Origin of the sequence: Flavobacterium sp. KS-LB2 (assembly GCF_036895565.1) — a bacterium.
Classification (GTDB): Bacteria; Bacteroidota; Bacteroidia; order Flavobacteriales; family Flavobacteriaceae; genus Flavobacterium.
The window spans coordinates 2,515,160-2,528,617 of sequence record NZ_CP145904.1; the positions used below are offsets into that span (position 1 = coordinate 2,515,160).

Sequence of the window (13,458 nt, forward strand, 5' to 3'; positions counted from 1 at the left end):
TCTATTTAAAGTTTAAAAGGTTTAATGTCCAAAGGTGAGCAACCTGAAACTTTAAACATTAAACTTTAAACCTATAATCGCTTCCATTTCCTGTTGCATATTCAGAGCTTCTTCTCTTGCTTTTTCAATAAAATCAGTTCCATTTGAAGCATAAATAATCGCTCTGGAAGAATTTACAAGTAACCCTACAGCAGTATTCATTCCGTATTTACATACCTCAGCTAAACTTCCTCCTTGTGCACCAACACCAGGAACTAGCAAGAAACTATCTGGGACAATTTTACGAATTTCAGCAAAATATTCGGCTTTAGTAGCACCAACCACATACATTAGGTTTTCGCTGTTTTTCCAAGATTTAGACGTTTCTAATACTTGTTTGTACAATTCTTTTCCTCCTGAAACTTCTGGATTCGTGATTAAAGTCTGAAAATCAAAAGCACCTTCGTTTGAAGTCAAAGCCAACATAATAGTATGTTTATTTTCGAAAGCTAAAAACGGTTCCACTGAATCTTTCCCCATATAAGGAGCAACGGTAACACTATCAAAATTCAAGTCTTCAAAAAAAGCTTTGGCGTACATAGATGACGTATTGCCTATATCTCCTCGCTTTGCATCGGCTATCGTGAAAATATCTGGATAATTTTCGTTGATGTAATTTATTGTTTTTTGCAACGACAGCCACCCTTTTATTCCGTATGCTTCATAAAAAGCAGTGTTTGGTTTATATGCCACTGCTAAATCATGAGTTGCATCGATTATCGCTTTATTGAATTCGAAAATAGGATCTTCTAATGCTAGTAAATGTTGTGGAATTTTAGTCAAATCAACATCGAGTCCTATGGTAAGGAATGATTTTTTGATTTTGATTTGCTCAATTAGTTGTTGTGTAGTCATATTTGTGTAGTTGTGCGGCAAAATTACAAACATACATTCAATATCGGTTATAATCCTTCAATAAAATTTCAAATTATAGTAGGACATCAAAATGCATTATTCCTAAATTTTAGAAATTGAAATTGAAAAAAATATAGCAACATTCCCATCAAAACGATGGATTAAAAACCAACATTTATAATATCCAAAACATTCTTCCTGATTAAGGTTTATTACACTACAAAATCGTAGCTCTCTAAAAATACTTTGTGAGATTCCAAAAAAAGAACCGCCGAATCCTGCAAATGATGTTAAAAAAAACACAAATTTAACGATTGTTGATCTTTAAAACGAGTAGAGAATACCTATATCCTAAAAAAAATCTATTTTTAAAGTATTAATAATCAAAACTAAATCTATTAAATTGGTTTTATTTTTTGGAGAAAAACTGCTAAATTCATTCGTTTATAATAAAAAATAAAGATTTCAAGAATGGTAAAAAATGAATTTCAAAGCAACCTTTTTATATCTTTACTTTAAACAAAACTATTTATGAAAGTATATTTGAAATTTGATTATGCCCAACTGACAAAAAAAATTGTTCAGGAAAAACTATCTGAATTAGGATATAAATTTAATACTATTGGGTTTGGTGAATTTAATTTTTTAGAAAAAGTACCGTCTGAAAAACTTGCAGAAATTACCGCAATTTTTAAAGAATATGGAATAGAAATAGTGGAGAACCAAAAAAGTGTTTTGGTTCAAAAAATAAAAGACACCATAGTTGAGATGGTTAATAGTGACAGAGCCCTAAATATCAAAAGTTCCGTTTATATTGCAGATAAATTAAATCTTAGTTACGCGTATTTATCTAATATTTTTTCAGAAGTTACTTATACCTCTATTGAAAACTTTATCATTATTCAGAAAATAGAATTAGCCAAACAACTTATGACTACTACCTCCCTTAATTTAACTGAAATTTCTATTCAACTGAATTATTCTAGTGTAGCACATTTAAGTACGCAATTCAAGCATAACACTGGAATGACACCTTCAGCTTTCCAGAAAATTATTTCAAAAAGAAGAGAATTATCCAATAAAAACAACAATTAAACCAATAGTATATGACTACTGATTTTATAAATATTTGCCTTGCAGACGATGACGAAGATGATAGATTATTTTTTACTGACGCTTTTGATGAATTAAAAATCAATACCAAAGTAAGTACCTTTAACGATGGTGTCGAATTGATGGATTATCTAAACCATGAAGATTCTATATTGCCTAACGTATTGTTTTTAGATTTGAACATGCCTAAAAAAAATGGCGTTGAATGTTTATTAGAAATCAAAAAAAATCAAAAACTAAATGATATTGCCATTGCGATTTATTCAACCTCATCGTCTGAGGAGCATATTGAAGAAACCTTTGTAAATGGTGCGAATATTTACATCAAGAAACCAAATGATTTTGAGGATTTAAAAAGGGTACTTTCAGAAGTGGTGACCATAAATTGGCAATACCATACTTCCGGACTCAATAAAGATAATTTTTTAATGAGAATGTAAAATGAAATATATTCAACTTCACAAATCACCTCTTTTTTTAAAAATAATTTTTATCATCTCGGTAGCAATTATTTTTTTTATTGGCGGGATTACTTTCAAGCACATTACGGTTTTAAAAAAATCGTCTGTCTGGGTGAGTAATAGCCACGAGGTGAATGCTGAACTTGAACGACTCATTTCTTCCATAAAAGATGCCGAAACGGGCCAAAGAGGCTATCTCTTGACCAATGATAAAAACTTCCTCAAACCGTATCATCGTTCAAAAGACTTAGTGAAAAAATCATTTGCAAGAGTGAGTAACCTGACTGCTAATAGCAGAACGCAACAAAGCAATCTAAAAAAACTTTTGTATTACATTAACAAAAGACAAAACTACCTTTCTAAGTCTCTTTATCTGGTTGAACATGAAAATTATGACAAAAAGATTTTAACGCATAATTTAATCATTGGTAAGCAAACCATGGATTCTATTCGCCTTAAAATAGAAGACATGATGATCACCCAACAGAAACTTTTAAAAAATAGGCAAAACGACTATGAGTTAACGATGAATTATACTCCGTTATTGATTTATTTCACGCTCCTAATAACCTTGATTCTAATTACGGTCGCATTTATAAAAATGAATAGGGATTTAGTGTTGCTAAAAATAACAATCGATACGCTTTCTGTAGCTAATGAAGCTAGTAAACATGCTGAAGTAGTAGGTGGTTTTGGAGGGTGGCAGTTCAATTTTGAAAAAAACATTTATACTTTCTCCGACAATGAATATCGATTATTGGGTTGTGAACCGCAATCTTTTGTAGCGAGTTTAGAGGCATATTTAAACTTCATCCATCCAGAAGATTTAGAATTTGTAATCGAAAACACAAAAAGCATTCTTACTGCTAATGACCTTGCTCCTTTTACATACCGTATTATTAGAAAAGATGGCGAGATCAGATATTTCAGAACATTAGGTAGAATTGTTACGGTTGCTTCTGGGGACAAAACTTTTATAGGAACCACGAGCGATGTTACGGAAGAAGTGTATGCTCAAAAAATCATAGAAGACCGCAATAGGGAGTTAGAAAGTAACAATAAAGAACTCACCGCATTCAATTACATTGCCAGTCATGATTTACAAGAACCTTTGCGCAAAATAGAAACTTTTCTTTCTCGATTAGTCAGTAAAGATTATGAAAATTTATCGAAAGCGGGACAACAATACGTGTCCAGCATTCAATCCTCTGCAAACAGAATGCGAATTCTAATTCAGGATTTATTACAATTTTCAAGAACAAATAAAGCGGAAAAAGCTTTTGAAGAAACCGATTTAAATTATTTGTTGGAAAATGCAAAACAAGAATTAGCCCAAATTATTGAAGAGAAAAAAGCCATTATAGAAGCTAATGAATTGCCCGTTTTATGTGTAATTCCGTTCCAAATTCAACAGTTGTTTATTAATTTAATCAACAACTCTTTAAAATACAGCAAAGAAGATTCAATTCCTATTATCAAAATCAATTGTTCGACAATTATTGCTAATGACGAGGAATTTTTAGCGCAAAGCAATACCAAATATCACAAAATCACCGTATCAGATAATGGAATTGGTTTTGAGCAAGAATATGCTAAAAAAATATTCATTCTCTTCAATCGCCTTCACAACAAAAACGAGTACGAAGGAACTGGAATTGGACTCGCTATTTGTAAAAAAATAGTTGAAAACCACAAGGGATTTATCTTTGCCAAAGGAGTCTCTAATGAAGGAGCAACTTTTATTATTTATCTTCCTGCTAGTTAAACTGCACTAATAGAGAGAAGATATTCACTTCAACAAATAGTCATATTATTGCCAATCTTATCGCTTTAAAAAATAGTATTTCCCAAATCAAACACTACTTTTTCAAAAGGAAATAGTGCTACTTAAAACGCAAAAGCAATTACTTCGAGTCTATCAATACTTTTTAGATAAAAACGATTGTATGTAACCAATCGTCTTGGGAAATTCTCTATTTTTTCAAGTCCATATTAAAATTCTGTAATAATATTTGAAATTTATGTAACACGCAGTAATAACAACCATCGCATCTTTGTAAAACTAAAATAAACAATTAAAAAATAGCCAAAGATGAAAAATTTAAAGAGAATATTAGCGGTTGTTATAGTAACATTAGGAGCAACAAATGCAATTCAAGCACAAGAAACTGGAGCTTCATTAGGAATAAAAGGAGGCCTGAATATGTCAAACTTATATACCGAAGATGTGGATGATGAGAATGTTCTAGCTGGTTTCAACATTGGTTTGTTTGCACAACTTCCAATATCTTCAAGCTTGTCTTTACAACCAGAAGTTAGTTTTACTACTAAAGGAGCAGAATTACAATACAACAACGCATTTGCTGAAGGTACAGGGAAATTTAGACTGAACTATATTGAAGTTCCTTTATTATTGAAGGCCAATCTTACTAAGAATTTCAATATTCACTTCGGCCCATACGCCGCTTTTTTAGTTAACTCAAAAATCACCAACGAATCTGCAGATGGATCTTACAACTTTGAAGAAAATGTTGATGAAGATGATTTGAATAAATTTGATTATGGTTTAGCTGCTGGAATTGGATTTGATTTTGACAGTTTTGGAATAGGTGCCAGATACAATTACGGATTAAACACAGTGGGAAAGGAAAGAACAGTTCTTGGACAAACGTACACGTTCCCAGATTCTAAAAACAGTGTTTTAAGTGTGTACGCAGCTATAAAACTTTAATATTAAACTAACTCAATACATACCTCATGTCAAATCTATTATACATAGTCGCAGTTGTTCTAGTTGTACTCTGGGCGTTGGGATTCTTTGTTTACAGCATCGGTAGCATCATTCATGTTTTATTGGTAATAGCAGTAATCGCTATTTTATTACGAGTGATAAAAGGATAAAAAAATAAATCTAAAAAAAGTAAAATCATGAAAAACAATAATATAGCAGTAGGATTGCTTGGAGGTTTAGCAGTAGGGACAGTTTTAGGAATACTATTTGCTCCAGCAAAAGGATGTGAAACTAGAAAAAAAATCGTTGACAAAAGCGCTGATTTGGCAACCTCACTCAAAGATTCTTCGAGTAAATTATCAAGTGTCATTTCTGAAACCATTAATAATTTCAAAAATGAATCCCAACAGTTATTAGGAAATTCAAAAGAGGTTATAAAAGCAGAAATAGCCAATACGGACAACTTGAAAAACATGAATAAGCCAATGGTCTAAAGGCAACTCCCATGAAACGGAAAGTGTTTTAGAAAATTATTTAAAAAATAGAATACTCAAAATATATCATTATGGAAAATACATTCAATATCAAAACAGTATTTACTACGTTAGCTATTGTATTAGGAATAGCGACGACAAACGCGCAAGAGGTACAAAATTATGATCAAGGATTTCGTCTTGGATTTGGTATCAACGCAGGACTTCCTCTTGACAATCCGTACGATTTCAGTTTGGGTGCCGATGCAAGACTCCAATACGATTTATCTAAAAAATATTCGTTAACTCTAACCACAGGATTCAGTAATATGTTTGTGTCAGGTGATAACAATGATTTGGGTTATATTCCTGCCAAAGCTGGTTTCAAAGCTTTTGTACTCAAAGACCAATTGTATTTAATGGGAGAAGTAGGTGCCGCATTTGCAGTGACAAATGAATATAATAAAACCTCTTTATTGTTAAGTCCAGCAATTGGATATGCTACTGAAAAAATAGACATCAGTTTAAGATACGAACATTTTAATGACTTTCCTGTAATTAAAAATGACGTTGTCAAAGATGGTTTAGGACAACTATCTCTTCGAATTGCGTATGGTTTCAAATTGTAACATAAATCTAAAATGAAAAATTCAATACTACTATATGTTTTTCTTTTCACAACAATCACTTTCACTTCTTGTCAAAGTGAACAAGAAAAAAAAGCCGAAATAGTTACTACTAAATATGTTCGCTTTATTGATTCCGTTACAAATAAAACTACGGCCGATGCAGCTGCAAACTGGTCTATTATTGAAAAGCACTTTGAAAAACAAGCTACTGAACTTAATAGCACACTTGATGTTTTAGAAGATACTGCAGCATTTGATGCCAAAATCGATTCGGCGACAGCTAAATACGAAGCTTTTATGAATTCAATTCGGCGACAAAAAGGAATTCTTATTGAAGCAAACCTTACAACACAATAAAATAGGTTCGTTATTAAAACAAAAAACCAGCGAAAAGTAATTTTCGCTGGTTTTTTGTTTTGATAGCATCGCAATTCCATACAAAACCTGCCTTGCTGGCTTCAAAATCCGCAGACCAATAGATTAACAACACCGAACTAAAAACAGTATTGTTACTTAAAAATAAGTTGATTTTCAAACCAATAGAAGTGAATTATACAAGAAAATTAAAAATTTATATAACAAATAAAATCCAAGGTCATCCCATCTTTGCAGTGTTAATAAAACAACGTAAAAATAAAAAACATGAAAAACTTTATCTTATCAGCATCTTTACTTGCAACAACAATTTTGTTTGCAAACACTAACGAAAAAATTGATCAAACTGTAATTTCAAAAAAACAAAAAATTGCAATCAGCCAATCAACAGACAAAACAGTTTATTTCTGGGAAGTAAACACGACTACAGGTTCAGCAAGTGGCTATGCATTGTCAGAAGCCCAAGCACTAAAAACAATCAAACTAATGGGTACAAGTGACTTGGTTACCTATAGAATAATTGAAGCCTACAAATAGTTTTCAAAAACTAAATATAGGCTTCAATAGCTTATTTTTATAAAAATACATTTCCCTTTGAGGTCCCGAGTAATGCAAAAAAAAGTGAAACGAATTTCACTTTTTTTATTTAAAATACCTCGCTGGCTTCTTTCAGTTTCTCCATGTTGTTCACCAATTGCAATTCGTCAACAATTTTCTGAATGTCACCATTCATGATATTTCCTAAATCGTACAACGTCAAACCTACACGGTGATCCGTTACACGACCTTGTGCGTAATTGTACGTACGAATTTTAGCCGAACGGTCACCAGAACTTACCTGAGACGTACGTTTCGTAGCATCTTCCGCTTGTTTTTTGGCTAATTCCTGCTCGTATAAACGGGAACGCAAAACGCCAAAAGCCTTATCTTTATTCTTGTGTTGTGATTTTTGATCCTGACATTGCGCCACTAATCCGGTTGGAATGTGCGTCAAACGAACCGCTGATTTGGTTGTATTTACGGATTGTCCACCAGGTCCTGACGAACAAAAGAAATCCACACGCACATCGTTCATATCGATTTGAACATCAAATTCCTCTGCTTCTGGCAATACCATAACAGTCGCTGCTGATGTGTGCACACGTCCTTGCGTTTCCGTTTGCGGTACGCGTTGCACACGGTGAACACCCGCTTCAAACTTCAAAGTTCCGTACACATCTTCACCAGTAACTTCAAAAATCACCTCTTTGAAACCACCTGAAGTTCCTTCATTCATATCCACCACAGATGTTCTCCATCCTCTATTTTCACAATATTTCGTGTACATACGAAACAAATCCCCTGCAAAAATACTCGCTTCATCCCCACCCGTTCCGGCACGAATCTCCACCATAACATTTTTAGCATCTTCCGGGTCTTTAGGAATCAACATAAACTTGATTTCTTCCTCTAATTCCGGTAATCTTTCCTTTGCTTCTTCCAGTTGCATTTTCGCCATTTCGGTCATATCAGCGTCACTGTTATCAGCTATAATTTCGTTTGCTTCATCAATATTCGCCATCAAAATAACGTATTCATCGCGCTTTTCGGCCAAAGCTTTTAAACTTTTGTACTCTTGATTCAATTGCACATAACGCTTCTGATCCGAGATTACATCCGGCTGAATAATTAAATCCGAAATCTCGTCGAAACGTTGTTTTACTATTTGAAGTCTATCTAACATTTTCTTATTCCTTTTATTGGAGTGCAAAAATACGAAAAAACTATTCAGTTTGCAAGGCTCGTTTTTGGCGTATTACTTATCAATTGATAACTTAAGGAACGCTAAGTCATCAGTAAAACAAATGGTACATGAGTAGAAACTTTAAACGTTAAACTTTTAAACAATTAAACTCTTTTTCAGGAGCTGTTTCCTGCTGTCATTCTAATCTTTTTTAATAAAACTTGCTTCGCATTTTATCAAAAAAGGATTTTCCCTTCCATCAGGGCTAGGCGTTTGGGTTAAACTAATTGTGTTTACGTTTTTCTATAATATTACTGAAACGAAAGAAGTTAGTTTTGAATTGAGATTTAAACTTGATAATTTTTTATCAGTATTTTCGGAAGAAAGTTATATATTTGAAAATAACTAAACTCTGACATTTTTCAGACAAAGCGACCCGATTTAGGGGTGATAAGGCGAACATCGTCAGACCTTTTTAAAAGTTAGCCGTAATGATAAAAAACCAAAATGCTTAAAACAAGAAATATATTTATAGATACCGAGGTTTTTGTTTCGAATAATTTTTTTCAAAATAAAAATTTACAGCGTTTGGCTGAATTTGGAAATTCAGAAACCGTGAATTTATATTTGACTGAAATTACAAAAAACGAAATACAAAGCAACATTAAAGAAAATTTAATGAATGCTCAACAAGAGATTAATAATTTCAAAAAAACAATTTCAAATAAAGGTAAAATTTTAAAAAATTTACAAAATTTCAAACCGTATATCGATTTACCAAAATTAGAAGTTAATTTAAATTTTGATGAACTTTCGATTGAATTAGAAAATTTCATAAAGGAGGGAAAAATTAAGTTTATAGCTTTCGAACTTGCTAATATAACAGATGTTGTAAATAATTATTTTAATCAAAAACCACCTTTTAGTTTAGGGAAAAAAAAATATGAATTTCCAGATGCAATTGTATTATCAGCAATTGAAAATTGGTGTAAAAAAGAAAATGAGCAAATCTATGTAATAAGTGATGATGCAGATTTTAAAAGTTACGTATCAAGTGAAATCATTACAATTCCAAACATAAAGATAATGCTTGATAAAATTAACAAGCAATATCAAACAGATGAAACTTTATGGATTACTAAAATATTCGAAATTAATCGAGAAAACATAATTGAGAAAATTAATGAGGCATTTATCGAAAAAATAAATGATGACATTGGTTTTGAAATTGAAATAACTGATGTTAAAATAGTAGAAACTATTCTTTATGAAGCATTATTAGTTGAAGAAAATTCGTCTTCAGGAGAATATATTTTCCAATTAGATTATGATATAAGTTTTACGGCACAAGTTACTTATGATGATTATACATTTAGTAGCTATGATAAAGAAGATGATAAATATTATTTCATTGAAAAAGCAACTAGACAGATTGAAATGCAAAATACGCAAACAGCAGAAATATCATTAGAAGCATATTTTGAAGATGGAGAAAAACCAGAAGATGCAAATGTTTCAATAAATTGCACATATACAAGTATTCCAAATGAATCTGATATTGCTTATGAAGCAGAAAACGAAATGTTTGAGTAATAAAATCACTACGGTTAACACTCGCTACAAGCAATTTGGGCATTAGGCTTAATTTGAAAATAGTTTTGTATTTGGATGATTTGGCAAATCCGAAAAATGGGCTTAATTTAATACCAAATATACTGCATTAACATAACGTTGGAGCAATTACAAAAAAAATAACGACATTCATGATAAAACAGTTTCTACTTTATTGGAAAAAAATCCAGCGAGCAAAAAGAATTAAAAAGTTAAAAAATAAGATTCCTCAGATTCCACCATATTTGCAAAAAGATTTTGAAGTTGAGCTTAATTATAAATTGTGGTCAACTAAAGGTACTAGATTTGCTGCGAGTCATAGAAATGAAATTCTTCATAGACTTTCTGGTCAAACCGTAGGTTATTTATCAGCATATTTGATTATTGTTGGACTTGTAAATGTTTATAATCTAAAGTTTTGGATGTTCTCATTAACTGACGAGCAAGTTAATTTTACATCAATGGCATTCTCTGTTCTGATTTTATTATTTAGTCAATTAGAAAGTTCCGAAAACTTCAATTTAAAATCCGAACGATATCATAATTGTGCATTAGACATTTCTGAATTATATGATAAACTTAGATATGTGAAAACATATGAAAATAATAATCCAATGAAAAAAGATATTCTTAAAAACATAAGTATTGATTATGATAAAATTTTAAAACGAAATGAAAATCATAAACCAATAGATTATGCGAAATTTCAGTTAACAAAGCCATCATATTTCAAATTGAATTTTTTAGATAGATTACTAACTAAAATTGAATATTACTGGAGAGTTCATTTCAAATATCATTTGTTTATGTATGGACCAATTATAATATTTTTAGTAATGAATTTGTTTGAAACACTTCAATCCAAAGAGTAACTGCAACCCGATCCAACGGATGTCAACAATCGTTAGCGCAGAATTGTATTCTGTGCCCCCGCTGGCGTGAGCGTCCCGCTCGTGAACACAAACAAAAATAAAGACATTATAAATTAAAATTAGCCTATGAGTTCAAATGAAATAGAGAATAAAACAAAATGGATTTCAAAATTTACTTTAAGTTTTTTATCAATCGTGGGTGGAGTCGACTCAGTCCTTCATATTATTTTACCACTTTTCCCTTATAAACTGAATAAATACATAGTACCAATTGGAATGACATCTTTGATTACTGGAATTGTTTTTTCAATTGGATTATCATTTTATTGGCATTATAAAGAAAAAAATAATTTAATTGATTCTAAAAAGTACTACATCTGGCTTACTACTATTTTGCGCTATTGGCTTGCTTTTTATATTTCTACATTTGGTTTTGAAAAATTATTTGATGTCAATTTTGCATTTTCCTATCATATTGAAGATTCATTAGTTCATACATTAACAGGTCAAGAACTAACTTGGAAATATTATGGGCATTCATATTTTCTAACAGTCATTATTGGTTTATTTCAAATAATAGGAAGTATTCTTTTATTATTTAGACGCACCACATTGTTGGGAGTAATAACACTCTTACCAGTTCAATTTAATATTCTATTAATTAATATATTTTATGGAATTGGTCCACTTACTACTTTCATATCAATAATTATGGTATTTGGACTATCATATTTATCATTGGAAAGAAAAGAAGAAATAGTAGATTTTTTTAGGCGTTATAAAAGCACATTACCTTCTATTGGAAATAACACATTGCGCAAATCAATGCGTATTTTGTGCATATTGATTCCATTTTTGTTTGTATTCTATTATAGTTATGATGTACGGAAATCACAGAAATATTTCGGTAAATGGAAAGTAGAAAAAATGGCACGTAATGGTGAAATAGTTTCCGAAAAAGCTTGGGAAAAAGATACTTTAGCTTGGAAAATAATTTATTTTGAAGAACGTGGAAAATTGTTATTTTGTCCTAACCCCACTATGTACGTTGACAGTACGTCAATATTTATGAAGTATAATTATGACGATAATGAAAACAGTTTAAAGGTAATATCGTACGAAATAAATCCTGAAAAACCAGACACAATTCCTGTTCAGATTTCGAAATTTAAAGATAAATCAATGCAATGGGAAATGATTTTCAATAAAGACACTATTCAAATGGAACTGAAGAAAGAGAATCCTTAAGAAAAAAACGAACGCCTAAAAGCTACTACAACGGATTTGGGCAATTGACTTAATGGGAAGTTAATTTTGAATTTGTGATGATTTCGCAAATCCGGAAATAGGGTTTAATTTAGACCTAATCTCGTCAAGCGCCAGAACGCTATCAATCAATTCAAGTGCTACAGTATTAAAAAACATCGAAATGAAAGAAACAGAATTTAAAAATAAATATTTCTACTGGGCAATTATTTTAATTGTTGGGGGCTTATTACTGAAGACAATTTTTAGAACTTTTTATTATAATGAATCAATTGGTATTACACCAATGATATTGCAGTTTTTGCTTTTAGTTTTTATTTTGGCCAAACATAAATTCGCGAAAATTGGAATCATAATTTGGACAATTCTATTTTTGCTTCTTTTTTCGTTAATTCAATTAATACAAGGAATAATAAAGAATTTCAATTACGGAATAAACTCAAGTTGGTTTCAATATTATTCGTTAATATCTATAAATATTATTGCTGGAATAGTTATTCTATTTTACACAGTAAAAACTACAAAAATAGTTGTGGTAAATAAAAAGCAAGGATCCAATTCAGAAAATCTCAGCCACGCGAATAACCTCAATCGTTAGCTCAGTTTTGCAAACTGTGCCCACAACAAGGAGCAAATAAAATAATAGACAAACTGGATGGGATTGCTTCGTTCCTCACAATGACGTAAGCCTATCGCTAACAAATAAACCAAAAGCAGCAAATAAGTACGAACCCATTAAACAAACCAAACCAATGAAATTACTACTAACCACATTACTTGTATTGTTCAACCTTACAACATTCGCACAATCGAATGAATTTGCCGGTGATTACAATCGCACACTTAATACGACAGAAAATGATATGTTCGACTATAAATTAACCTTAAATCAGGATGGAACATTCTTATTTCATTATTATTCTAAAATTAAAAACGGAATACCAACTGAAGTAAATAAATACGGAAAAGGGAGATGGACTGCTAAAGATAATGTGATTACTTTTTCTTCGAACAAACAAGAAGACTTTGATGAAAAATATACGTTGGATTTCAATACATCCAAGGCGAGATTTGTCACTAAAAATCCCAGAGATAAAAGTGACCGCATCATCAAGACCAAACTTACGTTTGTTGAATCAGAAATTCCCTGGATGCAAAGACTGGATGTTTTTAAAATATAAATCTGTATAATAGCGTACCCAGCTCTGCAAGGTGTGAATAAGTTGTAATAGCAAAATATAATCGTGAATACCCTGCAAAGTTTACTGACTTCGAAACTATTCCAACAATCTACAAACACAGGAAAATAA

Annotated in this window: 16 protein-coding genes; 14 read left to right on the top strand and 2 right to left on the bottom strand. The window is 31.4% G+C overall.

Annotated features, from left to right (window positions below):
* Positions 1–51: 51 nt before the first annotated feature.
* Positions 52–894 (bottom strand): orotidine-5'-phosphate decarboxylase, encoded by an 843-nt coding sequence (pyrF, locus tag V5J73_RS10690; protein WP_338645750.1) that lies wholly within the window; start codon positions 892–894, stop codon positions 52–54.
* A gap of 531 nt (positions 895–1,425) precedes the next feature.
* Here pyrF and V5J73_RS10695 point away from each other — a divergent pair.
* The 9 genes from V5J73_RS10695 to V5J73_RS10735 all read left to right on the top strand — a co-directional run bounded on the left by V5J73_RS10695 (position 1,426) and on the right by V5J73_RS10735 (position 7,213).
* Positions 1,426–1,989: a helix-turn-helix domain-containing protein gene (locus V5J73_RS10695; RefSeq protein ID WP_338645752.1), complete on the top strand. Its 564-nt coding sequence runs from the start codon at positions 1,426–1,428 to the stop codon at positions 1,987–1,989.
* A gap of 11 nt (positions 1,990–2,000) precedes the next feature.
* Complete coding sequence (locus V5J73_RS10700; RefSeq protein ID WP_338645754.1) at positions 2,001–2,447, top strand: response regulator; 447 nt, start codon at positions 2,001–2,003, stop codon at positions 2,445–2,447.
* Position 2,448: 1 nt separating this feature from the next.
* Positions 2,449–4,233, top strand: a complete 1,785-nt coding sequence (locus tag V5J73_RS10705; protein WP_338645756.1) for a sensor histidine kinase — start codon at positions 2,449–2,451, stop codon at positions 4,231–4,233.
* Positions 4,234–4,560: 327 nt separating this feature from the next.
* Positions 4,561–5,199: a porin family protein gene (locus V5J73_RS10710; protein ID WP_338645758.1), complete on the top strand. Its 639-nt coding sequence runs from the start codon at positions 4,561–4,563 to the stop codon at positions 5,197–5,199.
* Positions 5,200–5,225: 26 nt separating this feature from the next.
* Positions 5,226–5,369 carry a lmo0937 family membrane protein gene (locus V5J73_RS10715; RefSeq protein WP_338645760.1) on the top strand — a complete coding sequence of 48 codons (144 nt, stop codon included), beginning with the start codon at positions 5,226–5,228 and terminating at the stop codon, positions 5,367–5,369.
* A 27-nt stretch (positions 5,370–5,396) separates the two neighbouring features.
* Positions 5,397–5,693 carry a YtxH domain-containing protein gene (locus V5J73_RS10720; protein ID WP_338645762.1) on the top strand — a complete coding sequence of 99 codons (297 nt, stop codon included), beginning with the start codon at positions 5,397–5,399 and terminating at the stop codon, positions 5,691–5,693.
* Between the two features lie 71 nt (positions 5,694–5,764).
* Positions 5,765–6,301, top strand: a complete 537-nt coding sequence (locus tag V5J73_RS10725; protein WP_338645764.1) for a hypothetical protein — start codon at positions 5,765–5,767, stop codon at positions 6,299–6,301.
* Positions 6,302–6,313: 12 nt separating this feature from the next.
* Positions 6,314–6,658, top strand: coding sequence for a hypothetical protein (locus V5J73_RS10730; protein WP_338645766.1), 345 nt, complete (start codon positions 6,314–6,316; stop codon positions 6,656–6,658).
* A 285-nt stretch (positions 6,659–6,943) separates the two neighbouring features.
* Positions 6,944–7,213, top strand: a complete 270-nt coding sequence (locus tag V5J73_RS10735; protein ID WP_338645768.1) for a hypothetical protein — start codon at positions 6,944–6,946, stop codon at positions 7,211–7,213.
* 109 nt (positions 7,214–7,322) lie between these two features.
* On the opposite strand, the gene prfA is transcribed toward V5J73_RS10735, so the two are convergent.
* On the bottom strand, positions 7,323–8,399 hold the full coding sequence (prfA, locus tag V5J73_RS10740) for a peptide chain release factor 1 (protein WP_338645770.1): 1,077 nt from the start codon (positions 8,397–8,399) through the stop codon (positions 7,323–7,325).
* Between the two features lie 507 nt (positions 8,400–8,906).
* Here prfA and V5J73_RS10745 point away from each other — a divergent pair.
* The 5 genes from V5J73_RS10745 (at position 8,907) to V5J73_RS10765 (ending at position 13,329) form a co-directional block, all read left to right on the top strand.
* Complete coding sequence (locus V5J73_RS10745; protein ID WP_338645772.1) at positions 8,907–9,992, top strand: PIN domain-containing protein; 1,086 nt, start codon at positions 8,907–8,909, stop codon at positions 9,990–9,992.
* A 170-nt stretch (positions 9,993–10,162) separates the two neighbouring features.
* Complete coding sequence (locus V5J73_RS10750) at positions 10,163–10,882, top strand: SLATT domain-containing protein (RefSeq protein WP_338645774.1); 720 nt, start codon at positions 10,163–10,165, stop codon at positions 10,880–10,882.
* A 126-nt stretch (positions 10,883–11,008) separates the two neighbouring features.
* On the top strand, positions 11,009–12,130 hold the full coding sequence (locus V5J73_RS10755; protein WP_338645776.1) for a hypothetical protein: 1,122 nt from the start codon (positions 11,009–11,011) through the stop codon (positions 12,128–12,130).
* Positions 12,131–12,311: 181 nt separating this feature from the next.
* The gene (locus V5J73_RS10760; RefSeq protein ID WP_338645778.1) at positions 12,312–12,746 is read left to right on the top strand and encodes a hypothetical protein; all 435 of its coding nucleotides are present in this window, start codon (positions 12,312–12,314) and stop codon (positions 12,744–12,746) included.
* Between the two features lie 154 nt (positions 12,747–12,900).
* Positions 12,901–13,329 (top strand): hypothetical protein, encoded by a 429-nt coding sequence (locus V5J73_RS10765; RefSeq protein WP_338645780.1) that lies wholly within the window; start codon positions 12,901–12,903, stop codon positions 13,327–13,329.
* Positions 13,330–13,458: the final 129 nt, after the last annotated feature.

What these genes read in the sequence shown, in the direction of transcription:
- V5J73_RS10765 (WP_338645780.1), top strand. Translation starts at nt 12,901, where the DNA reads ATGAAATTACTACTAACCACATTACTTGTATTGTTCAACCTTACAACA.
- V5J73_RS10720 (WP_338645762.1), top strand. Translation starts at nt 5,397, where the DNA reads ATGAAAAACAATAATATAGCAGTAGGATTGCTTGGAGGTTTAGCAGTA.
- V5J73_RS10730 (WP_338645766.1), top strand. Translation starts at nt 6,314, where the DNA reads ATGAAAAATTCAATACTACTATATGTTTTTCTTTTCACAACAATCACT.
- V5J73_RS10760 (WP_338645778.1), top strand. Translation starts at nt 12,312, where the DNA reads ATGAAAGAAACAGAATTTAAAAATAAATATTTCTACTGGGCAATTATT.
- V5J73_RS10755 (WP_338645776.1), top strand. Translation starts at nt 11,009, where the DNA reads ATGAGTTCAAATGAAATAGAGAATAAAACAAAATGGATTTCAAAATTT.
- prfA (WP_338645770.1), bottom strand. Translation starts at nt 8,399, where the DNA reads ATGTTAGATAGACTTCAAATAGTAAAACAACGTTTCGACGAGATTTCG.
- V5J73_RS10735 (WP_338645768.1), top strand. Translation starts at nt 6,944, where the DNA reads ATGAAAAACTTTATCTTATCAGCATCTTTACTTGCAACAACAATTTTG.
- V5J73_RS10750 (WP_338645774.1), top strand. Translation starts at nt 10,163, where the DNA reads ATGATAAAACAGTTTCTACTTTATTGGAAAAAAATCCAGCGAGCAAAA.
- V5J73_RS10695 (WP_338645752.1), top strand. Translation starts at nt 1,426, where the DNA reads ATGAAAGTATATTTGAAATTTGATTATGCCCAACTGACAAAAAAAATT.
- pyrF (WP_338645750.1), bottom strand. Translation starts at nt 894, where the DNA reads ATGACTACACAACAACTAATTGAGCAAATCAAAATCAAAAAATCATTC.
- V5J73_RS10715 (WP_338645760.1), top strand. Translation starts at nt 5,226, where the DNA reads ATGTCAAATCTATTATACATAGTCGCAGTTGTTCTAGTTGTACTCTGG.
- V5J73_RS10700 (WP_338645754.1), top strand. Translation starts at nt 2,001, where the DNA reads ATGACTACTGATTTTATAAATATTTGCCTTGCAGACGATGACGAAGAT.
- V5J73_RS10710 (WP_338645758.1), top strand. Translation starts at nt 4,561, where the DNA reads ATGAAAAATTTAAAGAGAATATTAGCGGTTGTTATAGTAACATTAGGA.
- V5J73_RS10725 (WP_338645764.1), top strand. Translation starts at nt 5,765, where the DNA reads ATGGAAAATACATTCAATATCAAAACAGTATTTACTACGTTAGCTATT.
- V5J73_RS10745 (WP_338645772.1), top strand. Translation starts at nt 8,907, where the DNA reads ATGCTTAAAACAAGAAATATATTTATAGATACCGAGGTTTTTGTTTCG.
- V5J73_RS10705 (WP_338645756.1), top strand. Translation starts at nt 2,449, where the DNA reads ATGAAATATATTCAACTTCACAAATCACCTCTTTTTTTAAAAATAATT.